The 24,994-nt window shown below is 73.9% G+C and carries 22 protein-coding genes and 1 pseudogene; 9 read left to right on the top strand and 14 right to left on the bottom strand.

What is annotated here, in order from left to right; translation table 11 throughout:
* Positions 1-39: 39 nt before the first annotated feature.
* The 6 genes from ung to ABZT87_RS27505 all read right to left on the bottom strand — a co-directional run bounded on the left by ung (position 40) and on the right by ABZT87_RS27505 (position 5,559).
* Complete coding sequence (gene ung, locus ABZT87_RS27530; protein ID WP_354855338.1) at positions 40-741, bottom strand: uracil-DNA glycosylase; 702 nt, start codon at positions 739-741, stop codon at positions 40-42.
* Between the two features lie 76 nt (positions 742-817).
* On the bottom strand, positions 818-1,300 hold the full coding sequence (gene tsaE / locus ABZT87_RS27525; RefSeq protein ID WP_355068245.1) for a tRNA (adenosine(37)-N6)-threonylcarbamoyltransferase complex ATPase subunit type 1 TsaE: 483 nt from the start codon (positions 1,298-1,300) through the stop codon (positions 818-820).
* Complete coding sequence (locus tag ABZT87_RS27520; RefSeq protein WP_355139147.1) at positions 1,297-2,400, bottom strand: alpha/beta hydrolase; 1,104 nt, start codon at positions 2,398-2,400, stop codon at positions 1,297-1,299. Before ABZT87_RS27520 ends, tsaE begins: the two co-directional genes overlap by 4 nt.
* A 55-nt stretch (positions 2,401-2,455) precedes the next feature.
* Positions 2,456-3,577 (bottom strand): alanine racemase, encoded by a 1,122-nt coding sequence (gene alr, locus ABZT87_RS27515; RefSeq protein WP_354855335.1) that lies wholly within the window; start codon positions 3,575-3,577, stop codon positions 2,456-2,458.
* Positions 3,578-3,666: 89 nt separating this feature from the next.
* Positions 3,667-5,136: an NAD(P)H-hydrate dehydratase gene (locus ABZT87_RS27510; protein ID WP_355139145.1), complete on the bottom strand. Its 1,470-nt coding sequence runs from the start codon at positions 5,134-5,136 to the stop codon at positions 3,667-3,669.
* Positions 5,137-5,190: 54 nt separating this feature from the next.
* On the bottom strand, positions 5,191-5,559 hold the full coding sequence (locus ABZT87_RS27505; RefSeq protein ID WP_354855333.1) for a holo-ACP synthase: 369 nt from the start codon (positions 5,557-5,559) through the stop codon (positions 5,191-5,193).
* Positions 5,560-5,733: 174 nt separating this feature from the next.
* On the opposite strand from ABZT87_RS27505, the gene ABZT87_RS27500 reads away from it, so the two are divergent.
* Both ABZT87_RS27500 and ABZT87_RS27495 read left to right on the top strand, forming a co-directional pair.
* Positions 5,734-6,030, top strand: coding sequence for a hypothetical protein (locus ABZT87_RS27500; protein WP_355139143.1), 297 nt, complete (start codon positions 5,734-5,736; stop codon positions 6,028-6,030).
* On the top strand, positions 6,027-7,601 hold the full coding sequence (locus ABZT87_RS27495; RefSeq protein WP_355139141.1) for an alpha/beta hydrolase: 1,575 nt from the start codon (positions 6,027-6,029) through the stop codon (positions 7,599-7,601). Before ABZT87_RS27500 ends, ABZT87_RS27495 begins: the two co-directional genes overlap by 4 nt.
* Positions 7,602-7,608: 7 nt before the next feature.
* On the opposite strand, the gene glmS is transcribed toward ABZT87_RS27495, so the two are convergent.
* Positions 7,609-9,522: a glutamine--fructose-6-phosphate transaminase (isomerizing) gene (gene glmS, locus ABZT87_RS27490; protein ID WP_355068237.1), complete on the bottom strand. Its 1,914-nt coding sequence runs from the start codon at positions 9,520-9,522 to the stop codon at positions 7,609-7,611.
* A 367-nt stretch (positions 9,523-9,889) separates the two neighbouring features.
* Here glmS and ABZT87_RS27485 point away from each other — a divergent pair, with 367 nt between their 5' ends.
* Together ABZT87_RS27485 and ABZT87_RS27480 are read left to right on the top strand one after the other, a co-directional pair.
* Positions 9,890-10,696, top strand: a complete 807-nt coding sequence (locus ABZT87_RS27485) for an MmpS family transport accessory protein (RefSeq protein ID WP_355139139.1) — start codon at positions 9,890-9,892, stop codon at positions 10,694-10,696.
* 40 nt (positions 10,697-10,736) lie between these two features.
* Positions 10,737-11,927, top strand: a complete 1,191-nt coding sequence (locus ABZT87_RS27480; protein ID WP_355139137.1) for a pyridoxal phosphate-dependent aminotransferase — start codon at positions 10,737-10,739, stop codon at positions 11,925-11,927.
* Positions 11,928-11,957: 30 nt separating this feature from the next.
* On the opposite strand, the gene glmM is transcribed toward ABZT87_RS27480, so the two are convergent.
* From glmM to ABZT87_RS27445, 7 genes and pseudogenes are all read right to left on the bottom strand, one after another.
* The gene (gene glmM / locus ABZT87_RS27475) at positions 11,958-13,316 is read right to left on the bottom strand and encodes a phosphoglucosamine mutase (RefSeq protein WP_355139135.1); all 1,359 of its coding nucleotides are present in this window, start codon (positions 13,314-13,316) and stop codon (positions 11,958-11,960) included.
* A gap of 117 nt (positions 13,317-13,433) precedes the next feature.
* Positions 13,434-13,910: a 30S ribosomal protein S9 gene (gene rpsI, locus ABZT87_RS27470; protein WP_355139132.1), complete on the bottom strand. Its 477-nt coding sequence runs from the start codon at positions 13,908-13,910 to the stop codon at positions 13,434-13,436.
* Between the two features lie 20 nt (positions 13,911-13,930).
* Positions 13,931-14,374 (bottom strand): 50S ribosomal protein L13, encoded by a 444-nt coding sequence (rplM, locus tag ABZT87_RS27465; RefSeq protein WP_007465158.1) that lies wholly within the window; start codon positions 14,372-14,374, stop codon positions 13,931-13,933.
* A gap of 209 nt (positions 14,375-14,583) precedes the next feature.
* Positions 14,584-15,438 (bottom strand): annotated as a pseudogene (locus ABZT87_RS27460) (MFS transporter); the annotation flags it as partial.
* 156 nt (positions 15,439-15,594) lie between these two features.
* Positions 15,595-15,888 carry a hypothetical protein gene (locus tag ABZT87_RS27455; RefSeq protein WP_354855325.1) on the bottom strand — a complete coding sequence of 98 codons (294 nt, stop codon included), beginning with the start codon at positions 15,886-15,888 and terminating at the stop codon, positions 15,595-15,597.
* Positions 15,878-16,135 carry a DUF6364 family protein gene (locus tag ABZT87_RS27450; protein ID WP_354855324.1) on the bottom strand — a complete coding sequence of 86 codons (258 nt, stop codon included), beginning with the start codon at positions 16,133-16,135 and terminating at the stop codon, positions 15,878-15,880. The genes ABZT87_RS27455 and ABZT87_RS27450 overlap by 11 nt, the downstream gene beginning before the upstream one ends.
* An 89-nt stretch (positions 16,136-16,224) precedes the next feature.
* A complete protein-coding gene (locus ABZT87_RS27445; RefSeq protein ID WP_355139131.1) occupies positions 16,225-16,920 on the bottom strand; it encodes a class I SAM-dependent methyltransferase in 696 nt (231 codons plus the stop codon).
* Positions 16,921-17,434: 514 nt separating this feature from the next.
* On the opposite strand from ABZT87_RS27445, the gene ABZT87_RS27440 reads away from it, so the two are divergent.
* The 5 genes from ABZT87_RS27440 to ABZT87_RS27420 are packed head-to-tail and all read left to right on the top strand — an operon-like array spanning position 17,435 to position 24,954.
* The gene (locus tag ABZT87_RS27440) at positions 17,435-19,555 is read left to right on the top strand and encodes a molybdopterin oxidoreductase family protein (RefSeq protein ID WP_355139129.1); all 2,121 of its coding nucleotides are present in this window, start codon (positions 17,435-17,437) and stop codon (positions 19,553-19,555) included.
* Entirely contained in the window at positions 19,552-20,991 is a 1,440-nt protein-coding gene (locus ABZT87_RS27435) for an FAD-dependent oxidoreductase (RefSeq protein WP_354862007.1), read from the top strand. The genes ABZT87_RS27440 and ABZT87_RS27435 overlap by 4 nt, the downstream gene beginning before the upstream one ends.
* A complete protein-coding gene (gene nirB, locus ABZT87_RS27430) occupies positions 20,988-23,522 on the top strand; it encodes a nitrite reductase large subunit NirB (RefSeq protein ID WP_355139127.1) in 2,535 nt (844 codons plus the stop codon). The genes ABZT87_RS27435 and nirB overlap by 4 nt, the downstream gene beginning before the upstream one ends.
* The gene (nirD, locus tag ABZT87_RS27425) at positions 23,519-23,866 is read left to right on the top strand and encodes a nitrite reductase small subunit NirD (protein ID WP_355139125.1); all 348 of its coding nucleotides are present in this window, start codon (positions 23,519-23,521) and stop codon (positions 23,864-23,866) included. Before nirB ends, nirD begins: the two co-directional genes overlap by 4 nt.
* Positions 23,866-24,954, top strand: coding sequence for a uroporphyrinogen-III synthase (locus ABZT87_RS27420; protein WP_354862012.1), 1,089 nt, complete (start codon positions 23,866-23,868; stop codon positions 24,952-24,954). The genes nirD and ABZT87_RS27420 overlap by 1 nt, the downstream gene beginning before the upstream one ends.
* Positions 24,955-24,994 lie beyond the last annotated feature (40 nt).

Genomic DNA, 24,994 nt, shown 5'->3' with positions numbered 1-24,994 from the left:
CACGCCGCAGAGCCGGCGAGCGGCCCACGCCTCAGGGGGTCAGCCCGCGGTGCGCTCCCAGTCGATGGTGGGCCGCCCGGCGTCGGCGAGCGCCTTGTTGGCCGCGCTGAACGGGCGACTGCCGAGGAAGCCGCGCGGGTTCATCGGGCTGGGGTGGCCAGCCTCCAGCACCACGTGCTGCGGGTTGGTAACCAGGGCCGCCTTCTTGCGCGCGTAGCCGCCCCAGAGCAGGAAGACCACCCGGTCCGGTGCGGCGTTCAGCGCCCGGATCGTGGCGTCGGTGAACTCCTCCCAGCCCGAGTTGGCGTGCGAACCCGGCGTGGCCTGGCGCACCGTCAGCACCGCGTTGAGCAGCAGCACGCCCTGCGCGGCCCAGCCGTCGAGGTTGCCGCTGCGCGGCTTGGCCACGCCCACGTCCTCGCCCAACTCCTTGAAGACGTTGCGCAGCGACGGCGGCACCGCCACCCCCTCGCGGACGCTGAAGCTCAACCCGTGGGCCTGCCCGGCACGGTGATAGGGATCCTGCCCGAGGATCAGCACCCGGGTGCTCTGCGGCGGGCAGAGCCGGTAGGCCGAGAAGAGATCCTCCAACGGCGGGAAGACGGTCTGCGTCGCGTACTCCCGGGCGACGAACTCGGCCAGCGCGGCGGTGCGGGCCGGATCGAGGTGCGGGGTGAGCACGGCACGCCACTGCTCCGGCAGCAGTGCCAGCAGATCCAGGGCGGGGGCGTCATCGGGCATCAGGAACCTCTTCCAGCGCGGGTCGGTCCCCCGCACTCTAGGCACCGGGTCCGACAACGCCGCGCCGACACGGGCCCTAACTCAGCTCGGCGAGCCGTCGGGCCCAGTCGCCACCGACCGGCTCCAGCTCGACGATCCGGGTGTCGTCGTCGCGGCGGTCGATACGGACCCGCAGGTGCGCGTCGACCAACTGCTCCACCAGGCCCTCGCCCCACTCCACCACGGTCACCGACTCGTCCACCGAGGCGTCCAGATCCAGGTCGTCGATCTCGGCACGCGGGTCGCTGGCGGCGCCCAGCCGGTACGCGTCGGCGTGCACCAGGGCCACCCGGCCACCCCGGGCCGGGTCGGGCCGGTGCACGCGGGCGATCACGAACGTCGGCGAGGTGACGTCGCCGAGAACGTGGAGCCCCGCGCCGACGCCCTGGGTGAGCGCGGTCTTGCCGGCCCCCAGCGGACCGGTCAACAGCACCAGGTCACCGGCCCGCAGCAGCCCGGCCAGCCGGCGACCGAACTCCCGAGTGTCCTCGACGGTCGGCAGTTTGACGACGAAACTCACCGGTCCTCCATGCTCTCCAGTGACTCGAGGAACCGCGCCAGCGCGGCGTTGACCTCGTCGGCGTGCTCCAGCATCACCACGTGACCGCTGTCTTTGATCTTGATGAACTCGGCGTGCGGCAACCGCCGGACGATCTCCTCCGAGTGTGTCACCGGAGTGATCATGTCCTTGTCGCCGACGACCACCAGCACCGGCGCGTTCGCCAACGCGGCCAGCGCCGGGAAACGCGAGTGCGTGGCAAGCGTCCGCAGGTAGCGGGTCACCGTGTCGGCGGAGGTCCGGGAGTTCATCGTCTCCACGTACGAAACGAGCGCCGGGCTGGGCTTGCGGGTGCCGAAGCCGTACTTGCGGGTGAGCAGCCAGGCCACGTTGGACGTGGACTTGCGGGCCTTGTCGATCACCGGGCCGCCGTACCGGGTGGCGTTGCTGACCATGTAGAGCACCGGCCCGCCGACCCGGCCGAGCAGCGCCGGCGCGACCAGCTTGGTCTCCGCGATCAACCCGCCCGAGGTGGCCATCAGCACGGTGCCCACCACCCGGTCACCGAACAGCTCCGGAAACAGCTCGGCGAACGCCATGATGGTCATGCCGCCCATCGAGTGGCCGACCAGCACCAGCGGCCCCTCCGGGGCGGTCCGGTCGATCACCTGGCGCAGCGTCCGGCCGAGCACCGCCAGGTCGTACTCCCCGGTCTCCAACCGGCCGGACCGGCCGTGACCGGGCTGGTCGTACGCGACGACACGGTAGTCGCCGCGCGCGGCGAGCATCCGGCGCTGGAAGTGGAAGGTGCCCATGTCCAGGCAGAAGCCGTGCACCAGCACCACCGTCGGGTGCCCCGGCACCGGGCGGGTCGGCTCGACCACCTCGACGTGGATGTCGGTGCCGTCCGGCAGCTCCAGCCGGAACGCGTCGTCGTACCGCTGCTCGCCGAACCTCTCGTGCGCGTAGTGGTCGGCCGGGTCGGCCTTGAGCCGGCGGACCAGGGTGCGTTCGGTCGCGACGCCGGCGGCCAGGCCGGCCGCCGCCACACCGACCGCGGCGCCGACCAGGCCGGCGACCCGGCCGGCGGCGGTCCGCGGCCGCGGGATGCGGTACGTCACGGCGTCACCTTTGTTCGCGACTGCGGGGCTCGCAACCCCGGCTCACTCCTCGCGCTCACGGCGAGCGCTCGCCGTCGTAGACGCGCGGCACCCGCGTGCTGCCGAACCGGGTGACGATCTCGTAGTTGATCGTGCCGACCGCCTCGGCCCAGTCGTCGGCCGTCGGCTCGCCGTCGGCACCGCTGCCGAACAGGGTCGCCACGTCGCCGTCGGCCACCGGGTCGTCACCACAGTCGATCACGAACTGGTCCATGCAGACGCGCCCGGAGATCGTCCGCCGCGCACCGGCGAGCTGCACCGGCCCGGTGTTGGACGCGTGCCGGGGCACACCGTCGGCGTACCCGAGGGGCACCACGGCGAGATTCGCGTCGGCCTCGGTCGTGTAGGTGTGCCCGTACGAGACGCCGGTGCCGGCGGGCACCCGCTTGGTGAGCATCACCCGGGCCCGCGCGGTCATCGCCGGCCGCAGCCCGTACGTCTCGCCGGCCACCGGGGACAGACCGTAGACGGCCAGCCCGGGGCGAACCAGGTCGAAGTGGGTGTCCGGGCGGGTCAGGGTGGCCGCCGAGTTGGCCAGGTGCCGCCAGCGGGGGCGCAGCCCGGCCTGCTCGACCATGGCCAGCCCCTCGTGGAAGACGGCGAGCTGCCGGTCCGTGGTCGGATGGCCGGGCATGTCCGCGTACACGAAATGGCTCCACACGCCGACCACCTCGACCAGGCCGTCGGCCTGGGCCTTCGCGGCGGCGTCGAGCAGCGCCGGCCAGTCGGCGACGGTGGCGCCGCCCCGGGACAGCCCCGTGTCGATCTTCAGGTGCAGTCGGGCCGGGCGTCCGGCACGCCGGCTCGCCTCGATCATCTCGTCCAGTTGCGGCAGGCTGGCGGCGGCGAGGTCCACCCCGGCGCCGACCCCCTCGTGCAGCGGCAGCCCCGGCGCGAGCAACCACGCCAGCACCGGCGCGGTGATCCCGGCCCGACGCAGCGTGAGCGCCTCGTCGAGGGTGCACACGCCGAGCCAGTCGGCCCCCGCGTCCAGCGCCGCGCGGGCGGACGGGATCATCCCGTGGCCGTACCCGTCGCCCTTGACCACCGCCATCAGCTCGGCGGTGGTGCCGGAGCGGAGCCGGCTCACGTTCTCGCGGATCGCATCAAGATCGACGCGTACCTCGGCCTGCCACATACGCCCAGCCTACTTTCCGCCCTGATCCGGGTGGGCGGCGACGCACGGCCCGGCCCGCCGAGCCAGCCAACCGGCCCGAACAGCGACGATCAGCCCAGCCGGGCGACGACCGGGCGCAGCGCGGTCGCCACGTCGGGCGCGGTCACCGGGCCGCCGCGGGCCGCCTCCCGACCGGCGAGCCCGTGCAGGTACGCGGCCGAGGCCGCCGCCCGGTCCGCCGGCACCCCGGCCGCCAGGAGCGAGCCGAGCAGCCCGGCCAGCACGTCGCCGGTGCCGCCGGTGGCCAGCGCCGGGGTGCCGGTCGGGTTGACGTACGCCCGGCCGTCCGGCGTGCCGATCACCGTGCGGTCCCCCTTGAGCAGCACCACCGCGTTCATCCAGGCGGCCAGCCGCAGCGCGGCCCCGACCCGGTCGGCGCCGGGCTCCTCCCCGCACAGCCGGGTGAACTCCCGGTCGTGCGGGGTGACCACGATCGGCGCGTCCCGGCCGCGCAGCCGGTCGGCGAGCGAGCCGTCCACAAGCAGGGTCAGCGCGTCCGCGTCGAGCACCACCGGCACCGGGGCGGCCAGGACGGCCCGCAGCTCGGCCGCCGCGTCGTCGCCGGTGCCCAGCCCCGAGCCGCACACCCAGGCCTGCACCCGGCCGGCGTCGGCGACCCGCCCGGTGGCGATCACCGAGGGGTGCTGGTGCAGCACCTCGGCCCGAGCGCCGCCGGCGTAGCGGACCAGCCCTGTCGGCCCGGCGAGCGCCCCGCCGACGGAGAGCACAGCCGCGCCCGGGTACGTCGCCGAGCCGGTCGCCACCCCGACCACACCCCGGGTGTACTTCTCCGACGCCGCGCCCAGCTGCGGCCACCACTGCACGAGGTCGGACCATTCGGTGACCCGCAGCGCGGGAGTGCCCCGCAGCCAGGGCCGCAGCCCGATGTCGACCAGCTCCACGTGCCCGGCCAGGACGGCTGCCGGTCCGACGACCAGGGCGGGCTTCAACGCGCCGAAGGCCACCGTCACGTCGGCGCGGACCGCGGCGGGCCGGCCGGACGCGACCAGCGGCACGTGCCCGGTGTCCACCGCCACCCCGCTCGGCACGTCCACGGCCAGCACGGTGGCCCGAGCGCCGTCGCGCCCGCGCAGGTCGTCGAGGCGCTGGACCACCTCGTCCGCGCTCGCCCGCAGCCCGCCCGCGCCACCGATCCCGACGATGCCGTCGAGGACCAGGTCGACGGGGCCGCCCGGGCGGTCGACCAGCCGGCCACCGGCGGCGCGCAGCGCGGCCAGCCCCGCGGCGTGCGCCCGCCCCGGGGCGAGCAGCAGGGCGGACACCTCGACGCCCCGGCGGGCCAGCCGTTCCCCGGCGTAGAGGGCGTCACCGCCGTTGTCGCCGGAGCCGACGAGCAGCAGCACCCGGCCGCCGTACACCCCGCCCCGCTCGGCGAGCAGCAGGGCGGCTCGGCGGGCCAACCCGGCGGCGGCCCGCTGCATCAGCGTGCCCTCCGGCAGTGTGCCCTTCAGCCCCGCCTCTGCTGCCCGTACGTCGGCCGCCCGCCACACCGCTCTCATGTCACCGTGCCCCATTCCGCTCGCGAGTGGGCCGCCCCGGCCACCCGGCCGACGTCACCGTTCCGCGACCACCATCGCCGACGCGATCCCGCCGTCGTGCGACAGCGAGAGGTGCCAGTGGTTGATCCCCCGCTCGACGGCCGCCGCCGCGACGGTGCCCGAGACGGTCAGCCAGGGCCGGCCAGCCCTATCGGGCACGATCTCGCAGTCGTGCCAGCTCAGCCCGGCCGGGGCGCCGAGCGCCTTGGCGACGGCCTCCTTCGCGGCGAACCGGGCGGCGAGCGACTCGGGCGAGCGTGGGGTGCCGGAGCGGGTGGCCCGCTCGGCCGCGGTGAAGAGCCGGTCGGCAAGCAGCGGCGTCCGCGCCAGGGACCGGGTGAACCGGTCGACCAGGACGACGTCGATGCCGACAGCGACGATCACCAGACCACCCTACCGGCGGCCGAGGCGGCAGATTAGCCGTCGGGCCCGCCGTGGGCAACGCCTGTGGACACACCGGGGTACGGCCGCAGCCGGCTGTCCACAGGGCACTCCGGCACGGCCCGACCCTGCCTAGCGTCAGCGCGTGGATGCCGATCGTGCACGGGGGTGGGGGTCATGACCGAGGAGCCGTTCGCCGTCCGGCCGCAGGAGCTGCGCGCCGTGGCCGGTGCGCTCGACGACGAGGCGTACCGGTTGGCGTGGGGTCTGGCCGGAGTGCCCGGCCTGCTGGTGCCGGCGCCGGGTTGGCGGGCCGCCACCGCTCTGGCGGGGCTGGAGTCGGCAGCGCACGCGTGGTTCTGCCGGCTGGGAGCGGACGTGGCGGTGACCGCCGGTGGGGTCCGGGCCGCGGCCGAGGCGTACGAGACGGTGGACGACCGGGCTGCCGGCCGGTTCGCCGCCCTGCCCCGGTGAGCGGCGTCGGCTACCGGCAGCTCTGGGCCGCCGATCCGGGCGGCTGGCGGGCGGCCGGGGCGGCCTGGGCCGGGCTGACCGGTCCGGTCGAGCGGCACGCCGGCGAGCTGGCCGGTTCCGCCGGGCGGTTGCGGGGCGGCTGGTCCGGCGCGGCAGCGGTGGCGGCGGACGCTCGGCTGGGCTGCCTGCGGGGCGAGGTGACCTCGGTGGCGCCCGCGCTGATCGAGGCCGATCAGGTGCTGTCCGAGCTGGCCGGGTGCCTCGTGGTGGCGAAGGCGCGGCTCGCCGAGGCGGTCGCCCGGGCCGACGCGGCCGGCCTGGTGGTGGACCGGTCCGGTGGCGTGCGCGTCGATCCGACTCGTCCCCGACCGACCGAGCCGGCCCGGGTGGCGGCGGCGCTGCGGGGCGCGCTGGAGTTGGCCGACGCGGCGGACCGGCAGGCCGCCGACCGGTTGGACGAGCTGGCCCGGGCCGCCGGCACCGGTTGGGCGTCCCCACCGCCGCCCGGCCGACCGGCCTCCGGGGCGACGCCGGCGCTGGTGCGCGCCTGGTGGTCCGGGTTGACCCCGGCGCAGCGACGGTGGCTGGTCGGGCACGAGCCGGCCCTCGTCGGCGGCCTGGACGGGGTGCCGGTGGCCGCCCGCGACCAGGCCAACCGCCTGCGGCTCGGTGCGCGGCGCGCGGAGTTGCTGGCCGAGCGTCGGCGGTTGCTGGCCCGGGTGCCGCCGGGGCCGCTCGCGTCGCTGCGGCTGCGCGCGGTGGCGGCGCGGCTGGCCGGCCTGGACACGCTCACCGAGCGCCTGGCGACCGGGGAACCGCGGGCGTACCTGCTGGGGCTGGACCCGGCCGGTGAGGGTCGGGTGGTGGTGGCGCTCGGCGACCCGGACCACGCCGACCGGGTGCTGACGTACGTGCCGGGAATGACCGCCGGGCTGGACGACGCCCCTGGCGAGCTGGGTCGAGCGGCCCGGGTGCTGGAGCGCTGCGCGACGCTCGCGCCGGGTGAGCGCGGCGCGGCGGTGCTGTGGCTGGACTACGACGCACCTGACTTCCTGACCGAGGCGGCGTCGGCCGGCCAGGCCCGGGACGCCGGCGGGGCGCTGCACCGCTTCCAGGAGGGGCTGCGCGCCACCCACGAGGGGCCGCCGGCGCGGCAGACCGTGCTCGGGCACAGCTACGGGTCTTTGGTGGTGGGCATCGCCGCCCGGGAGCACGGGCTGGCGGCCGACGCGTTGATGTTCGTCGGCTCACCGGGGGTCGGTGCGGCGCACGCCGCCGAGCTTGGCGTACCGGCAGCAGAGGTGTGGGCCAGCAGCGCTCCGGACGACGTGATCCGCCTGGCCCGGCCGGTCGACGAGCTGGGCCGCCGGGCCCTGCTGGGCGCCGCTCCGCTCGCCGCCGTGCTGGGCTGGCCGGATCGGACCGGCCACGAGCTGTGGTTCGGTCACGACCCGGCCGACCCCGGGTTCGGCGGCCGGGTGTTCCCCAGCGGTCGCGGCGGGCACACCGGCTACTGGGAGCCGGACAACCCGGCGCTGGACGGGATGGCCCGCGTGGTGCTGGGCCGCTGACGACGCGCTACTCGACGGTGACCGACTTGGCCAGGTTGCGGGGCTGGTCCACGTCGTGCCCCCGGGCGGCGGCGATCTCGGCGGCGAGCACCTGCAGCGGCACCGTGGTGACCAGTGGGGCCAGCAGGGTCGGCGTACGCGGCACGTAGATCAGGTGGTCGGCGTACCGGACGACGGCCTCGTCGCCCTCCTCCGCGATCACGATGGTCCGCGCGCCACGAGCCCGGACCTCCTGGATGTTGGAGACGACCTTGTCGTGCAGCATCCCCCGGCCCACCGGCGACGGCACCACGCAGATCACCGGGGTGCCCTTGTCGATCAGGGCGATCGGGCCGTGCTTCAGCTCACCGGCGGCGAAGCCCTCGGCGTGCATGTACGCCAGCTCCTTCAGCTTCAGCGCGCCCTCCAGGGCCACCGGGTAGCCGACGTGCCGGCCGATGAACAGCACTGTCGGCTCGGACTTCAGCTCCCGGGCCAGCTCACGGACGGGCTCGATCCGGTCGAGCAGCTCGCGCAGCTTGCCCGGGATGTCCTGCAACTGCGCGACCACCGCGCCGACCTCGTCGGCGAACTTGATCCCGCGGACCTGGGCCAGGTGCAGACCGATCAGGTAGCAGGCGACGACCTGGGTGAGGAACGCCTTGGTGGAGGCGACGGCGATCTCCGGCCCGCCGTGGGTGTAGAGCACGGCGTCGGACTCGCGGGGGATGGTCGAGCCGTTGGTGTTGCAGATCGCCAGCACCCGGGCCTTCTGCTCCTTGGCGTGGCGCAGCGCCATCAGCGTGTCCATCGTCTCGCCGGACTGCGAGATCACCACGATCAGCGTGGACCGGTCGAGCACCGGGTCGCGGTAGCGGAACTCGCTGGCCAGCTCCACCTCGCAGGGGATCCGCGTCCAGTGCTCGATGGCGTACTTGGCGACCATGCCGGCGTGGTACGCGGTGCCGCAGGCCACGATGAAGATCTTGTCGACGTCGCGCAGATCCTGGTCGCTGAGGCGGACCTCGTCGAGGGCGATCTCACCGGTCTCGGTGAGCCGGCCGAGCAGCGTGTCGGCGATGGCCTGCGGCTGCTCCTCGATCTCCTTGAGCATGAACCAGTCGTAGCCACCCTTCTCGGCGGCCGAGGAGTCCCAGTCGATGTGGAAGTCCTTGCCGCTGGCGGGCTGACCGTCGAAGTCGGTGATCTCGATGCTGTCGCCGGTGATCAGGACGATCTGGTCCTGACCCAGCTCCACCGCCTCCCGGGTGTGCTCGATGAACGCGGCCACGTCGCTGGCCAGGTAGTTCTCCCCCTCGCCGCGGCCGACGACCAGCGGCGAGTTGCGCCGGGCGCCGACGACCGCGCCGGGCACCCCGGCGTCGACCGCGAGCAGGGTGAACGCGCCCTCCAGCCGCTGGCACACGACGCGCATGCCGGCGGCGAGCAACTGCGGACTGTCCGGCTGGCCGGCGGCGCGCAGGTCGGCCAGCGCGGCGGAGAGCAGGTGCGCGGCGCACTCGGTGTCGGTGTCGCTGGTGAACTGGACGCCGTCGGCCTCCAGCTCGGCGCGGAGCTTGGCGAAGTTCTCGATGATGCCGTTGTGGATCACCGCGACGCGCCCGTCGGGGGCCAGGTGCGGGTGGGCGTTGCGGTCGGTCGGCCCGCCGTGGGTGGCCCACCGGGTGTGCCCGATGCCGGTGGTGCCGTCACCGATGCCGATCGGGCTGGCCGCGCAGGAGGTCGGGTCGTCGGCGGCGCGCTCGGAGAGCACCTTCTCCAGGTTGGCGAGCTTGCCGGCCTTCTTCTCGGTCAGCAGCTGGTCGTCGCAGACGATCGCCACGCCCGCCGAGTCGTAGCCCCGGTATTCCAGCCGCCGCAGCCCGTCGAGCACGATGCCCAGTGCCGGGCGCGCGCCCGCGTATCCCACGATTCCACACATGGCCCGCAGCCTAACTTAGTTTCGCTCAGCATGGGTGCTCGAAAGTCGGCTAAACAAGCACCGAATTTGAGCGATCAGTGGTTGGCGGGCCGCAATGGGACGAGTGTCACCGGACCGGTCGCGGTGCCACCGACCCGACGGGGTTGCGGACGGCCAGCGGGTACGACAGTCTTCCGGCGGGCTCGGCGCGCGCTCCCCTGGCCCGTTGGCCCCATACCCACTCCCGCCCGGAGCAGCCATGTCCGACGCGCCCCCACCCGAGGTGCCCCCGACGTCACCCCCGGAGCCAACCCCGACGCCGCCGGATCCGACGACGGGACAGCCGGCGACGCCGCCGTCCGACTGGGCCGCGCCGGGCTCTTTCCCGATGCCCGACCCACTGGCCCCGGGCCAGCCCTGGGCACCCCCACCGCCGTGGGCACCCGCGTCGCCCTCCGCGCCGTGGACACCCGATCCCACCGGAACCTCGTGGACGCCCACCGCGGCGGCTCCCTGGCCACCACCCCCGTCGCCGGCGCCCACCCCGGCCGCCTATCCGCCGCCGGGTTACCCACCGCCGGGTTACCCACCACCCGGCTATCCACCGCCCTACCTCTATCCCGGCTATCCGCCGGCCGGTCGCCCCTCCGGCGGCAACGGTCGCGTGGTCGGGATCGTCGTCGCGGTCGTCGCGGCGCTCACCCTCGCCGTCTGCGGCTGCTTCTGCGTGGCCGGGCCCCTGGTCGGGCAGTTCGTCGGGGAGCCGGTGGCCGAGGACCCGTACGACACCGGCCCCTTCGACGACGACGGCTGGCCGCCGAGCGTCGCGCCGGAGCCCACCGCGCCCACCGATCCGGAGACCACCACCGCCGGGCCCACCAAGAAGCCGATCACGCAACCGACGTCGGGGCCCGCGCCGGTGACCGTGGTCTACCAGGTGTCCGGCGTGGGTGAGGCGGACATCGCCTACTACGACGCCGAGAGTGATCTCATCCACGTCGACAGCGCGAAGCTGCCGTGGCGCACGACCATCCGGACCAACGGCCAGAGCCGGGTCATGGTGGAGGCGACCTGGCCCGACGGCGTGGCCGAGAAGCCCCTCGACTGCACGATCACGATCACCGGCGCCGGCGCCGGAAAGCCGGTGATCGACAAAAGCCAGGGGTACTGGATGACCCGCTGCGAGCCCGAGTGAGGCTGGGGTTGCGCCGCCGGGTGCCCGTAGGCTGGCGCAGGTGACGACGAGCACCGATGTCGACCCGCTGGTGGCCCGGATGCGGCCGTTCGGCACGACGATCTTCGCCGAGATGTCCGCCCTCGCCGTACGGACCGGGGCGGTCAACCTGGGCCAGGGCTTCCCGGACACGGACGGCCCGCCGGAGATGCTGGCCGCCGCCGCCGAGGCGCTGCGCGGCGGGCACAACCAGTACCCGCCCGGTCCGGGGATACCCGCCCTGCGCGCGGCCGTCGCGGCCCACCAGCGGCGGTTCCACGACCTGGCGTACGACCCGGACGGCGAGATCGTGATCACGGCGGGCGCGACCGAGGCGGTGGCGGCCAGCATCCTCGCGCTGTGCGAGCCGGGTGACGAGGTGGTCTGCTTCGAGCCGTACTACGACTCGTACGCCGCCTCGATCGCGCTGGCCGGCGCGGTCCGGCGGCCGGTCACGCTGCGTCCCGCCGCGGACGGCCGGTACGCCTTCGACCCGGCGGCGCTGCGGGCGGCGTTCGGGCCGCGTACCCGACTGGTGCTGCTCAACTCACCGCACAATCCGACCGGCAAGGTGTTCACGCCGACCGAGCTGGCGCTGGTGGCCGAGCTGTGTCAGGAGTACGGCGCGTACGCGGTCACCGACGAGGTCTACGAGCACCTGGTGTTCACGGACGCGTCCGGTCCGCACGTGCCGCTGGCCGCGCTGCCCGGGATGCGGGAGCGGACGCTGCGCATCTCGTCGGCCGGCAAGACGTTCTCCTGCACCGGTTGGAAGGTCGGCTGGGTGAGCGGCCCGGCGGCGCTGGTCTCGGCCGTGCTGCGGGTGAAGCAGTTCCTCACCTATGTCAACGCCGCTCCGCTGCAACCTGCGGTCGCCGTGGCGCTGGCCCTGCCCGACGACTACTACATGGGTTTCCGCGACGGTCTCCAACAGCGGCGTGACCAGCTCGTGGGCGGCCTCACCGACGCCGGGTTCGAGGTGCTGACGTCGGAGGCGACGTACTTCGTCACCGCCGACATCACCCCGCTCGGCGGCTCGGACGGGGTGGAGTTCTGCCGGTCGCTGCCGGAGCGCTGCGGCGTGGTGGCCGTGCCGACCCAGGTCTTCTACGACGACGCCGAGGCCGGCCGACGACTGGTCCGGTTCGCGTTCTGCAAGCGTCCGGAGGTGCTGACCGAGGCGGTCACCCGGTTGCGCGCCCTGACCCGCTGACGCGCCGGGCCAACGCCCCGGTCCACTCGACTACGACCCGGCGGGGCTGGCGGTGCGTACCAGGTCGGCGATCCGCTCGGCGACCTCGCGGGCGGTCGCCTCGGTGGCCGCCTCGACCATCACCCGGACGAGCGGTTCGGTGCCCGACGGGCGCAGCAGCACCCGGCCGGTCTCGCCCAGCTCCGCCTCGGCCCGCTCGACCTCGGCACGGACGGCCGGCGCGGCGGCGCCGACGGTGCGGTCGCCGACCGGGACGTTGATCAGCACCTGCGGCAGCTTGGTGACGACGGAGGCCAGCTCGGCCAGGGACCTGCCGGTCGCGGCCATCCGGGCCATCAGGTGCAGGCCGGTGAGGACCCCGTCGCCGGTGGTGGCGTGCGCGGGCATGACGATGTGGCCGCTCTGCTCGCCACCGAGCGCCAGCTCGGAGGCGCGCAGCTCCTCCAGCACGTACCGGTCGCCGACCTTGGTCTCGATCAGCCGGATGCCCTGCGCGGACATCGCCAGCCGCAGGCCGAGGTTGCTCATCACGGTGGCCACCAGGGTGTCCTGGGTGAGCGTGCCGGCGTCGCGCATGGCCAGCGCGAGGATCGCCATCACCTGGTCGCCGTCGACCTCGTCGCCGTCGGCGGTGACCGCCAGGCAGCGGTCGGCGTCACCGTCGTGGGCGATGCCCAGGTGGGCGCCGTGCTCGACGACAGCCTCGCGCAGCGCCTCGATGTGGTTGGAGCCGCACTCGTCGTTGATGTTCAGCCCGTCGGGCTCGGCGTGGATCGCGATGACCTCGGCCCCGGCCTCCCGGTACGCGACGGGCGCGACCTCGGCGGCGGCGCCGTTGGCGCAGTCGACGACGACCTTGATCCCGTCGAGCCGGTGCGGCACGGTGCCGACGAGGTGCTGGACGTAGTGGTCCGCACCGTCGAGCAGGTCGTGCACCCGGCCGACGCCGGCGCCGACCGGCCGGTCCCAGGCGGTGGTGGCGTTCGTCTCGACGGCCGCCTCGATCCGCATCTCGATCTCGTCGGGCAGTTTGTGCCCGCCGGCGGCGAAGAGCTTGATGCCGTTGTCCGGCATGGGGTTGTGCGACGCGGAGAGCATCACTCCGAGGTCGGCCTTCGCCTCGGCGGTGAGGAACGCCACGGCCGGGGTGGGCAGCACGCCGACGCGTACCACGTTGGCGCCGGCGCTGGTCAGCCCGGCCACGACGGCGGCCTCCAGCATCTCGCCGCTGGCCCGGGTGTCCCGGCCGACCACGGCGAGCGGCGGGTGGCTGCGGTCCGTCTCGGCGAGTGTGTGCGCGGCGGCCACGGCGAGCGCGAGCGCCAATTCGGGGGTGAGATCCGCGTTCGCCCGCCCGCGTACGCCGTCCGTGCCGAACAACCGACCCATACCCGCCAACCTCCGATGAGCACTACCGAGAAGGAGAAAGCGGAACGGCCGGCCCACCTCCCCGGTCGAGGGGAGGCGGACCGGCCGTCCGTCAGAAGTACAACGCGCTGGGAAAGATCAGCGCTTCGAGTACTGGGGAGCCTTACGGGCCTTCTTGAGGCCGTACTTCTTGCTCTCCTTGACCCGGGCGTCCCGGGTCAGGAAGCCGGCCTTCTTGAGGGCCGGGCGGTCGTCCGGCTCGCTGATGATCAGCGCGCGGGCGATGCCCAGCCGGAGCGCACCGGCCTGGCCGGTGGTGCCGCCGCCACGCAGGTTGGCGATGACGTCGAACTGGTCGAGCTTCTCGGCGGTGACGAGCGGGTCCTTGATGAGCTGCTGGTGCACCTTGCTCGGGAAGTACGCCTCGAGGTCCTGCCCGTTGCAGGTGATCTTGCCGGTGCCCGGGACGATGCGGACCCGGACGATGGCCTCCTTGCGGCGGCCCACGGTCTGGATCGGCCGGTCACCACGCGGCGCGCGGGCGACGGGCGCCGGCGCCTCGGTGGCCTCGGGAACCTCGGGGGCAACCTCGGTCTCGGTGGTGATGTCGGTCATGCTGCTTCCTTCGCCCGCGCTCACTGCGCGATCTGCTTGATCTCGAACGGCACCGGCTGCTGCGCGAGGTGCGGGTGCTCGGCACCGGCGTAGACCTTCAGCTTCTTGATCAGCTGACGGCCGAGCTTGTTGTGCGGGAGCATCCCCTTCACGGCCAGCTCGATGGCCCGCTCGGGGCGCTTGGTCAGCAGCTCGTCGTAGCCGACCTGCTTCAGACCACCCGGGTAACCCGAGTGGCGGTAAGCGACCTTGGTCTGGCGCTTGTTGCCGGTCAGCGCAACCTTGCCCGCGTTCACGATGACGACGAAGTCGCCCGTGTCGACGTGCGGCGCGAAAGTCGGCTTGTGCTTACCACGCAGCAACGTGGCGGCGTGGGTGGCCAGGCGGCCCAGCACGACATCAGAGGCGTCGATGACGTGCCACTGACGCTCGATCTCACCCGGCTTCGGGCTGTACGTACGCACAGGTCTACCTTGTCTCGTCGTCGGTCTGGGGTCGCGCGCCGAGGTGACCAGATCTAGCAGGCCGGACCAGCGCGCACGAACGACCAAGCGTACCTGATAGGGCACGCCTCTGGATGTCGTACAACAGCAGGCAACGATACCCGGCGCCCCATCGGCAGGTCAAAACGGGGGTGGGCTGCCGCGCGGCGACGCGCCGGTCATGACCCGGATCACACCCCGGCGAGCCGATGGGACCCCGGACGCCGGTAGACGAACCAGGTCACCGCGCAGCACAGCGCGTACCAGCCGATGAACGCCAGGTAGGCGGAATCGGCGTTGCCGGAGCCGAGGAACGACTGGCGGAAGGCGATGTTGACCAGCACCCCGCCGGAGGCGCCGATCGCGCCGGCGATGCCGATCAACGCGCCGGTCATCCGCCGCGCCCACCGCGCGGCGGCCTCCGGGTCACGTGTGCCGGTGGCCACGGCGTCCGCCGCCCGGGCCCGGAAGATCGCCGGGATCATCTTGTACGTGGAGCCGTTGCCGACACCGGAGAAGACGAAGAGGGCGAGGAAGCCGGCCAGGTAGAGCCCGAACGAGCGCTCGCGGGCCGCGTACAGCACCGTGCCGGCGCCGATCGCCATCGCCACGAAGTTCCAGAAGGTCACCCGGGCTCCGCCGAGCCGGTCGGCGAGGTGGCCGCCCAGCGGCCGGATCAGCGAGCCCACAAGCGGCCCGAGGAAGGTCAGCCAGGCGGCGTCGACGGCTGTGGGAAACCGCTCGGCGAACTGGAGCTGGAGCACCTGGCCGAACGCGAAGCCGAACCCGATGAACGAGCCGAAGGTGCCGATGTAGAGCAGCGACATGATCCAGGTGTGCGGGTCCCGGGCAGCCTCGCGCAGCGACCCGGGCTCGTTGCGCGCGCCGGGCACGGTGTCCAGCCAGCGGGCCGCCGCCAGCGCGGCCAGCACGATCAGCGGCAGGTAGACCGCGGGCACCAACGGGGGGTACGCGGCGCCGGCGGTGGCGAGCACCGCCAGCCCGACCAGCTGCACCGCGGGCACGCCGAGGTTGCCGCCACCGGACTGCGGTGCTGGTGAGCGTGCTCACGGCGGCTCCTCCTCGTCGATGCGACGAGGAGGAACGCTAGGAAAGCGGGATTACCTGGCAGTGCCCGTCACGGGTCGGCCCGGAAACGCCTACCGCACCACGGGCCGGCGGCGATGGTGAGGTCCGATGGCTCAGAGCTGCTGGAGGATGCGCAGGGCGCGGCCGACCCGGAGCATGGTCTCGGTGTCGGCGACGTCCACGCAGTCGGTGAACCATTTCTTCATCGGTGCGGAGATCCGGTCGGGCATCACCACGTACCGGCCCATCGGCACGGCGAGGGGTGAGTCGCGCAGCAGCGATTCCTCGACCACCTCGACCACGATCACGATGGGCACGTCTGTGGAGTTGTAGACGTCCGAGCTGATCACGAGCCCGAGGCGTTCCCGGGCGCCCTCGATGCGCCAGACCTCACCCCTACGCAGCACGCGGCCGTCCGCCGGAGTAGAGATCGTTGACCATGCCGACCTCGCGGGCGTCGGCGAGGGCGGCGGACTCCAGGTCGAGGCCGGCACGGCCCACGGCGGCGGCGTGCGCGGTGAACACCTCGCGCAGCGCCTTCTCGCGGGCGGCCTGGTCCATCCACGCCGAGAGGGACAGCCCTTCGCGCTTGGCGAAGCGTCGGGCCTCCTCGATCGTCTCGTCTGTGAACGACAACGTCACCTTGGCAGTCATGCCGCTGAGACTACCCAGCGGTATGACCCCCAGTCATCCCCACGCCCATCGACTCGCCCCGGGGCGGCGAAACGTACATTCCGCCGGGATTACCCGGCCCGGCCGCCGAACACCGCGAAGCGCCACTCCTTGAAGAAACAGTCGACGTCGACCAGGCCCGCCTCGGCGAGCCACCGGCACTGGTCGGCCACGGTCGCCGGGCGGTCGTGGCTCATCCGTTCCCGGGCGGCGGCGATCTCCTCGGGAGGCGAGCCCAGCTCGGTGATCCTGGCTGTCCAGACCTCGTCGTAGCGCCGATCCAGTGCCGGCGTCGGGCCGGCGACCTGCTCGGCGTTGACGAACACCCCGCCTGGCGCCAGCGCCTCGGCGGCCCGCCGGTAGAGCGCGCGCTTGCCGGCGTCGTCCAGGTGGTGGATCGCCAGGGCGCTGACCACCGCGTCGTACCGGCCCGGCGGCAACTCGTCCGCCAGGTCGGCCCGGACCGTTCGGTGTGGCACGGACCGCGCGTTCAACTGGTCGGCGGCGCGGGCGAGCATCGCCGGTGCGGCGTCCACCAGGGTCAGCCGGACCCCGGGCACCGCCGCGGCGAGCAGCAGCGAGAGCAGGCCGGTGCCCGCGCCCAGATCCAACACCTCGGGGGTACGGCCGGCGGCCAGCGCGGCGCGCAGCGGCGGCGCAGCCACCTCGACGGCGGTGCCGTAGAACGCGTCGAAGCAGGGCACGAGCCGTCGGCGGGCCTCGTCATAGGTACCGGCCACCGCGTCGAAGACGTCCACCACGCTCATCGCAGTCTCCCATAAATTGAGACAAGTTTCCCACATTATAAGCGCACTGATCGCAAGGTGGTCGATAGACGGCGCGGCCGGCAAGGACCCGAGACCCGGCGGACCCGTTCGTGCCGGGGCCGCTCTTGCCCCGCCCCAGATCTTGGACAGTTTCCGTTACGAGCTAACGGAAACTGTCCAAGATCTCCACGGGCGAGCACTCACGGGCGGTCCCTTTCCAGATCGACAGTTAGGGGGAGCGCTGTGCCGGACAAGCCACCCGATCGGAAACCCGAGCCGAAGCCCGAACCGGCCCCGCCGTCGTCACCGGGCGTGCCCTGGCCACGCAGGAACCATCGTTCCGCTGACCGTCCCAGGAGATGAGGCCCGGCGCCGCCGCTGGTCACGCGTCCGTCCGGGGCCGCCATCACCCGCCCGTCACGTCCGCTGCCCCTGTGCGGTGTGAGCCCCACTTGACAGGACCGAAACAGAAGAGACCCGGACCGGAAACCGCCCGGCGGCACGCTTTCGGGACATGACAGACGGTGCATGGCCGGCAACTCGACCGGGGCGTACGCCCCGGGAGGTGGCGACGCACTGCCCGTACTGCGCGCTTCAGTGCGGCATGACGCTGCGCGAGGACGACACCGGGGTGAGCGTGCTCCCCCGCCAGTTTCCCACCAACCGGGGCGGGCTCTGCCAGAAGGGCTGGACCTCCGCCGAACTGCTCGACCACCCGGACCGGCTGACCACCCCGCTGCTGCGCGACCCGGTCAGCGGCGAGCTGCGCCCGGCGACCTGGGACGCCGCGCTGGACCGGATCGTCACCGGCCTGCGCGCCATCGGTGACAGCTCCGGTCGGGACGCGGTCGCCGTCTTCGGCGGCGGCGGGCTGACCAACGAGAAGGCGTACGCGCTGGGGAAGTTCGCCCAGGTCGCGCTGCGCACCGGCAACATCGACTACAACGGACGGTTCTGCATGTCCTCGGCGGCCGCCGCCGGGCTGCGCGCCTTCGGTGTCGACCGGGGGCTGCCGTTTCCGCTGGCCGACCTCGGCCGCGCCGACACCCTGCTGTTGGTCGGCGCCAACCCGGCGGAGACCATGCCGCCGCTGGTGCGCTGGCTCACCGAGCAGCGCCGGGGCGGCGGCCGGCTCATCGTCGTCGACCCCCGCGTCACCGCCACCGCCCGCCAGGCCGACCTGCACCTGCAACCGCTGCCCGGCACCGACCTCGCCGTGGCCAACGCGCTGCTGCACATCGCGGTCACGCAAGGGTGGGTCGACCAGGCGTACGTGGCCGAGCGGACCACCGGCTTCGACGCGGTCCGCCGCAGCGTCGCCGCCTGGTGGCCGGCCCGCGCGGAACAGCTCTCCGGCGTGCCGGTGGCCGACCTGGAGGCGACCGCCCGCGCGCTGGGCACCGGCGGCCGCGTGATCATCCTGACCGCGCGCGGCGCCGAGCAGCACGCCAAGGGCGTCGACACCGTCACCGCGTACGTCAATCTCGCTCTCGCTCTCGGCCTGCCCGGCCGCGAGGGCTCGGGGTACGGCTGCCTCACCGGCCAGGGCAACGGCCAGGGCGGGCGGGAGCACGGGCAAAAGGCTGACCAGCTCCCCGGCTACCGCAGGATCGAGGATCCGGCGGCCCGGGAACACGTCGCCGGTGTCTGGGGCGTGCCGGCCGACGACCTGCCCGGCCCGGGCGTGCCGGCCTACCAACTGCTCGACTCGCTCGGCACCCCCGACGGCCCCCGGGCGTTGCTGGTGTTCGGCTCGAACCCGGTGGTCTCCGCTCCCCGGGCCGCCCGGATCGAGGGCCGGCTGCGCGACCTCGACCTGCTGGTCGTCGCCGACCTGCTGCTCTCCGAGACGGCGGCCCTGGCCGACGTGGTGCTGCCCACCGCGCAGTGGGCCGAGGAGGACGGCACGATGACCAATCTGGAGGGCCGTGTGCTGCGTCGACGGGCGCTGCGCCCGCCTCCGCCGGGCGTCCGCACCGACCTGGCCATCCTCGCCGACCTGGCGACCAGGTTGGGCGACGCCGGGACGGCGGCGGCGCGGTTTCCGACCGACCCGGCCACCGTGTTCGCCGAGCTGCGCCGCGCCTCCGCCGGCGGGGTCGCCGACTACGCCGGCATCGACTGGGCCCGGATCGACGAGACCGACGGTGTCTTCTGGCCCTGCCCCAGCGAGGACGGGCCGGACACGCCACGGCTCTTCGCCGACCGGTTCGGCACCCCGGACGGCCGGGCCCGGTTCCACGCCGTGGAGCACCGGCCGGCCGCCGAGGAGGTCTGCGCCACGTATCCCCTGCACTTCACCACCGGCCGGGTGCTCGCCCAGTACCAGTCCGGCACCCAGACCCGCCGGGTGGCCGCGCTGCGTCGCGCCGCGCCCGAGGCGTTCGTCGAGCTGCACCCCGACCTGGCGGCCCGGCTGGGCATCGACGACGGCGACCCGGTGCGGGTCACGTCCCGCCGGGGCGAGCTGCGCGCGCCGGCCCGCCTCAGCGCGGGGATCCGCCCGGACACGGTCTTCGCGCCGTTCCACTGGCCCGGCGCCGGCCGAGCCAACTCGGTGACGAACGACGCGGTGGACCCGATCTCCGGGATGCCCGAGTTCAAGATCTGCGCGGTCCGGGTGGAGAAGGCATGACGGCCCGAGTGGTGATCGTCGGCAACGGGATGGCCGGTGCCCGGCTCGCGGCCGAGCTGCACGCCCGCGAGGGAGACCGGAAGGTCACCGTGCTCGGGGCGGAGCCGCACCGCGCGTACAACCGGATCATGCTCTCCACGCTGCTGACCGGCCGGATCGCCGAACCGGACGTGGAGCTGACCGAGGCCGCCGGGCACGGCATCGACAGGCGCCCCGGCGTGCCGGTGACCGCGGTGGACCGGCCCGCCCGCGAGGTCCGCACCGGCGACGGCGAACGGATCTCCTACGACCACCTGGTGCTGGCCACCGGCGCGCGGGCGGTGGTGCCGCCGCTGCCCGGCCTCGACCCGACCGACCTGCCGCAGCGGGTCGTTCCCTTCCGGACCCTGGACGACTGCCGCCGGATCCTCGCCGTCGCCGACGGGGCCCGCAGCGCGATCGTGCTCGGTGGTGGGCTGCTCGGCCTGGAGGCCGCCCGCGGCCTGGCCACCCGGGGGCTCGCCACCACCGTCGTGCACCACACCGGGCACCTCATGGAACGGCAGCTCGACCCCGCGGCCGGCGCGGTGCTCGCCGGCACGCTCGCCCGGCTCGGCGTCACCATCCAGCTCGCGGTGCCGGCGACCGGAGTCGTCGCCGACGACACCGGCGTCCGCCTCGACCTGGCCGACGGCCGGTCGCTGCACGCCGACCTGCTGGTGCTCTCCTGCGGGGTACGCCCGGACACCGCCCTCGCGCAGGCCGCCGGGCTGACCGTGCGGCGCGGCGTGGTGGTGGACGACCGGCTGCGCACCAACGACCGGAGGGTCTCGGCGCTCGGCGACTGCGCCGAGCACGACGGCGCGATCACCGGGCTGGTCGCACCCGCCTGGGCCCAGGCCCGGGTGCTCGCCGACGTGCTGACCGGCACCGACCCGCTGGCCCGCTACCGACCCCGGCCGGTGGTGACCCGACTCAAGGCGGCCGGAATCGACCTGGCCGCGATGGGCGACGCGGCGGGCGGCGGGCCGGGCGAGGAGCTGACCTTCGCCGACCCGGCCCGGGGCACGTACGCCCGGCTACGGATCCACGACGAGCGGCTGATCGGCGCGATCCTGCTCGGCGACAACCCCTCGGTCGGCACGGTGATCCAGCTCTTCGACCGGGGTCACCCGGTGCCGGCCGACCGGCGGGCCCTGCTGCTGGGCCGGGCGCTGGGCGGGGCCGTCGCGGCGCCGAGCGCGTCACCGGCGCTGATGCCGGACGCGGCAGTCGTCTGCCAGTGCAACACCGTCACCAAGGGAGCGCTGGTGCGGTGCTGGCGCTCCGGCGCGCGGACGGTCGACGCGGTGGTGGCGGGGACCCGGGCCGGCACCGGATGCGGCGGATGCCGGGACGCGGTCGGCGGCATCGTCGACTGGCTGTCCGAAGCGGAATCGGTGGAGGTGACGCGATGAGCGGTCGGGACCTGGTCGTCATCGGCAACGGCATGGTGGGGCAGCGCTTCGTCGACGCGCTGCGCGCCCGTGATCCGCAGGGCCGCTGGCGGGTGACCGTGCTGGCCGAGGAGGGGCGTCCGGCGTACGACCGGGTGCGGCTCTCGGCGTACTTCGACGGGGTGAGCGAGGACGAGCTCAACGTGCACACCCCGTACGACGGTGTGCGGCTGCGCCTGGGTGAGCCGGCCACCGCCATCGACCGCGCCCGGCGGGTGGTGACCACCGCCGTCGGCGAGTACGGCTACGACGCGCTGGTCCTGGCCACCGGGTCGTACCCCTTCGTGCCGCCGGTGCCCGGCGCCGACCTGCCCGGCGTGTTCGTCTACCGGACCCTGGACGACCTGGCGGCGATCCGGGCGTACGCGCGGGGCCGGCGGGTCGGCGCGGTGATCGGCGGCGGACTGCTCGGGCTGGAGGCGGCGAACGCCCTGCGCCTGCTCGGCCTGAGCACCGACGTGGTCGAGTTCGCGCCCCGGCTGATGCCGGTGCAGGTGGACCAGGCCGGTGGTGCGATGCTGCGCCGCTACGTCGAGGAGCTGGGTGTGCGTACCCACCTCGGGGTGGCCACCACCGCGATCCGGGCTGGCGCCGACGGCGCGGTCGACGCCCTGGAGCTGTCCGACGGCCGCGTGGTCGACGCCGAGCTGGTCGTGGTGGCCGCCGGCATCCGGCCCCGCGACGAGCTGGCGCGGGCCGCCGGCCTGCCGCTGGGTCCGCGCGGCGGGGTGCTCGTCGACGCGACCTGCCGCAGCGCCGACGAGCGCGTCTGGGCCGTCGGTGAGTGCGCGGCGGTCGACGGCACCTGCCACGGCCTGGTCGCCCCCGGGTACGCGACGGCCGAGGTGGTGGCCGACCGGCTGGTCGGTGGCGCGGCAACCTTCCCGGGCGCGGACACCGCCACCAAGCTGAAACTGCTCGGTGTCGACGTGGCGTCGTTCGGCGACGCGCACGGCACCACCGAGGACTGCCTGGACGTCACGTTCACCGACCCGGCCACCCGGGTGTACGCGAAACTGGTCCTCTCCGACGACGCGCACACTCTGCTGGGCGGGGTGCTGGTGGGTGACGCCAGCGCGTACCCGACGTTGCGGGCCAGTGTGGGCGGCCCGCTGCCGGCCGCTCCGCTGGCGCTGCTCGCCCCGGACGGCGGCGGCGCGGACGCCGGAGCGCTGCCCGGCGCCGCCGAGGTCTGCTCCTGCAACGCGGTCACCCGCGGCGACCTGGACGACGCCATCGCGGGCGGCTGCGCGGACGTGCCGGCGTTGAAGGCGTGCACGCGGGCGGGCACGAGCTGCGGCTCCTGCGTGCCGATGCTGAAGCAGCTGCTGGACGCGGCCGGGGTCGCGCAGTCCACGGCGCTGTGCGAGCACTTCGACGTGAGCCGGCGGGAGCTGTTCGAGATCGTCCGCGTCCGCGGCATCCGCACGTTCTCCCGGCTGGTCGCCGAGCACGGCCGGGGGCGCGGCTGCGACATCTGCAAGCCGGTGGTGGCATCGATCCTCGCCTCGCTGGGCAGTGGGCACGTGCTCGACGGGGAGCAGGCGTCGTTGCAGGACACCAACGACCACTTCCTTGCCAACCTGCAACGCGACGGCAGCTACTCGGTGGTGCCCCGCATCCCCGGCGGCGAGATCACCCCGGAGAAGCTGATCGTCATCGGCGAGGTCGCCCGGGACTTCCAGCTCTACACGAAGATCACCGGCGGGCAGCGGATCGACCTGTTCGGGGCCCGGGTGGAGCAGCTGCCGCAGATCTGGCGACGCCTGGTGGACGCCGGTTTCGAGTCCGGCCACGCGTACGGCAAGGCGCTGCGCACGGTGAAGTCCTGCGTCGGCGAGACCTGGTGCCGGTACGGGGTGCAGGATTCGGTGGGGCTGGCCGTTGCGCTGGAGCTGCGCTATCGCGGGCTGCGCGCGCCGCACAAGCTCAAGTCGGCGGTCTCCGGTTGTGCCCGGGAGTGCGCCGAGGCCCGCAGCAAGGACTTCGGCATCATCGCCACCGAGACCGGCTGGAACCTCTACGTCGGCGGCAACGGCGGCTTCCGGCCCCGCCACGCCGACCTGTTCGCCACTGATTTGTCGACAGAAGCACTGATTCGACTAATCGATAGATTTTTAATGTATTACATCCGCACCGCCGACCGGCTGCAACGCACCGCCGGGTGGATCGAGGCCATGGACGGCGGCCTGGACCACCTGCGCGCGGTGATCGTGGACGACTCGTTGGGGCTCTGCGCCGACCTGGACGCGGCGATGGCCCGACACGTGGCGTCGTACTCCGACGAGTGGCGCGACGTGCTGGACGACCCGGAGCGGCTGCGCCGCTACACCTCCTTCGTCAACGCCCCCGACGTGCCCGACCCGTCGATCACCTTCGCCGTGGAACGCGGCCAGCCGGTGCCGGCCCGCGCCCTGACGACCACCCGCCCCGAGCCGGCCCACGCCCGCCGGCAGCCCGTCACGCTCGGCCTTCCGGAGGTACGGCGATGAGCCACACGACCACGCTCGACTGGACCGCTGTCTGCCCCCTCGACCGGCTGGAACCGAACCGGGGCGCCGCCGCCCTGGTCGACGGCGTGCAGGTCGCCCTCTTCCACACCGTGGACGGGCTGTTCGCGATCGACAACCGCGACCCGGTCTCCGGGGCGTACGTGCTGTCGCGGGGCATCGTGGGCAGCCGCGGCAGCGTGCCGACGGTCGCCTCCCCGCTGCACAAGCAGGTGTACGACCTGCGCACCGGGGAGTGCCTCGACCTGCCCGGGATGGCCGTGGCCCGGCACGACACGCGCTGCCACGACGGGATCGTCGAAGTGCGGTTGCGACGGGAGGGCTGATGCGGGAAGAACTGGCCGGCTTCACCATCGGGGTGACCGCCGACCGGCGGCGCGACGAGTTGGCCGCGCTGCTCGAACGCCGGGGCGCCCGCGTGGTGCTCGCCCCGGCGCTGCGGATCGTGCCGCTGTCCGACGACACGGAACTGCGCGAGGCGACCCGCGCCTGCCTGGACCAGCCACCCGACATCCTGATGGCCAACACCGGCATCGGGATGCGCGGCTGGCTGGAAGCGGCCGAGGGCTGGGGGCTGGCCGAACCACTGCGTTCGGTGCTCGCCAGCTCGTACGTCGTCGCCCGGGGCCCGAAGGCACGCGGCGCGATCCGCGCGGCCGGGCTGCACGACCAGTGGTCACCGGCGTCGGAGAGCTGCGACGAGGTGGTCGATCACCTGCGCCGCCGTGGCGTGGCCGGGCAGGTGATCGCCATGCAGCTGCACGGTGAGCGGCAGCCCGAGTGCACGCTCGCGCTGGAGGCGGCCGGCGCCACGGTGATCGAGGTGCCGGTCTACCGCTGGGCGCCGCCGACCGACCCGGCGCCGCTGCACCGGTTGATCGACCTGATCGCCGGCCGGCTGGTGGACGCGGTGACGTTCACCTCGGCACCGGCGGCCGAGGCGCTGCTGCGGGCCGCCGGGGACCGTACCGACGCGGTGGTGGCCGCGCTCCGCAGCGACGTGCTGGCCAGCTGCGTCGGCGCGGTGACCGCCGAGCCGTTGCTGCGCCACGGGGTGCCGGTGAGCGCGCCCGGGCGGGCCCGGCTGGGCGCGTTGGTGCGGACCATCGTCGACGAACTGCCCCGCCGGACCCTGACGTTCAAGGCCGGCGGGCACCTGCTCACCCTGCGCGGGCACGCGGCGGTGATCGACGGGGAACTACGCCCGCTGGCTCCCGCCCCCATGGCGGTGCTGCGGGCGCTGGCCCAGGCCCCCGGACGGGTGCTGTCGCGCACCGCGCTGCTGCGGACCCTCCCCCGGGGCGCCGACGAGCACGCGGTGGAGATGGCGGTGGCACGCCTGCGGGCCGGCCTGCGCGCGCCGCGCGTGGTGCAGACCGTGGTCAAGCGCGGCTACCGGCTCCGGGTCGACTGACGCGTCGTGGCCGGCCCTGGTGTGCCGGCCACGACGCGGT

Source organism: Micromonospora sp. NPDC005237 (assembly GCF_040607775.1).
In the GTDB taxonomy this organism is placed as follows: Bacteria; Actinomycetota; Actinomycetes; order Mycobacteriales; family Micromonosporaceae; genus Micromonospora.
The sequence above is the reverse complement of the archived record's forward strand: the minus strand, read 5'-3'. Positions and strand labels throughout refer to the sequence as shown.

Excerpts from the sequence above, each read along its gene's own strand:
- ung (WP_354855338.1), bottom strand. The coding sequence starts at position 741 with ATGCCCGATGACGCCCCCGCCCTGGATCTGCTGGCACTGCTGCCGGAG.
- alr (WP_354855335.1), bottom strand. The coding sequence starts at position 3,577 with ATGTGGCAGGCCGAGGTACGCGTCGATCTTGATGCGATCCGCGAGAAC.
- ABZT87_RS27510 (WP_355139145.1), bottom strand. The coding sequence starts at position 5,136 with ATGAGAGCGGTGTGGCGGGCGGCCGACGTACGGGCAGCAGAGGCGGGG.
- ABZT87_RS27500 (WP_355139143.1), top strand. The coding sequence starts at position 5,734 with ATGACCGAGGAGCCGTTCGCCGTCCGGCCGCAGGAGCTGCGCGCCGTG.
- glmS (WP_355068237.1), bottom strand. The coding sequence starts at position 9,522 with ATGTGTGGAATCGTGGGATACGCGGGCGCGCGCCCGGCACTGGGCATC.
- ABZT87_RS27485 (WP_355139139.1), top strand. The coding sequence starts at position 9,890 with ATGCCCGACCCACTGGCCCCGGGCCAGCCCTGGGCACCCCCACCGCCG.
- glmM (WP_355139135.1), bottom strand. The coding sequence starts at position 13,316 with ATGGGTCGGTTGTTCGGCACGGACGGCGTACGCGGGCGGGCGAACGCG.
- rpsI (WP_355139132.1), bottom strand. The coding sequence starts at position 13,910 with ATGACCGACATCACCACCGAGACCGAGGTTGCCCCCGAGGTTCCCGAG.
- ABZT87_RS27450 (WP_354855324.1), bottom strand. The coding sequence starts at position 16,135 with ATGACTGCCAAGGTGACGTTGTCGTTCACAGACGAGACGATCGAGGAG.
- ABZT87_RS27445 (WP_355139131.1), bottom strand. The coding sequence starts at position 16,920 with ATGAGCGTGGTGGACGTCTTCGACGCGGTGGCCGGTACCTATGACGAG.
- ABZT87_RS27440 (WP_355139129.1), top strand. The coding sequence starts at position 17,435 with ATGACAGACGGTGCATGGCCGGCAACTCGACCGGGGCGTACGCCCCGG.
- ABZT87_RS27435 (WP_354862007.1), top strand. The coding sequence starts at position 19,552 with ATGACGGCCCGAGTGGTGATCGTCGGCAACGGGATGGCCGGTGCCCGG.
- nirB (WP_355139127.1), top strand. The coding sequence starts at position 20,988 with ATGAGCGGTCGGGACCTGGTCGTCATCGGCAACGGCATGGTGGGGCAG.
- nirD (WP_355139125.1), top strand. The coding sequence starts at position 23,519 with ATGAGCCACACGACCACGCTCGACTGGACCGCTGTCTGCCCCCTCGAC.
- ABZT87_RS27420 (WP_354862012.1), top strand. The coding sequence starts at position 23,866 with ATGCGGGAAGAACTGGCCGGCTTCACCATCGGGGTGACCGCCGACCGG.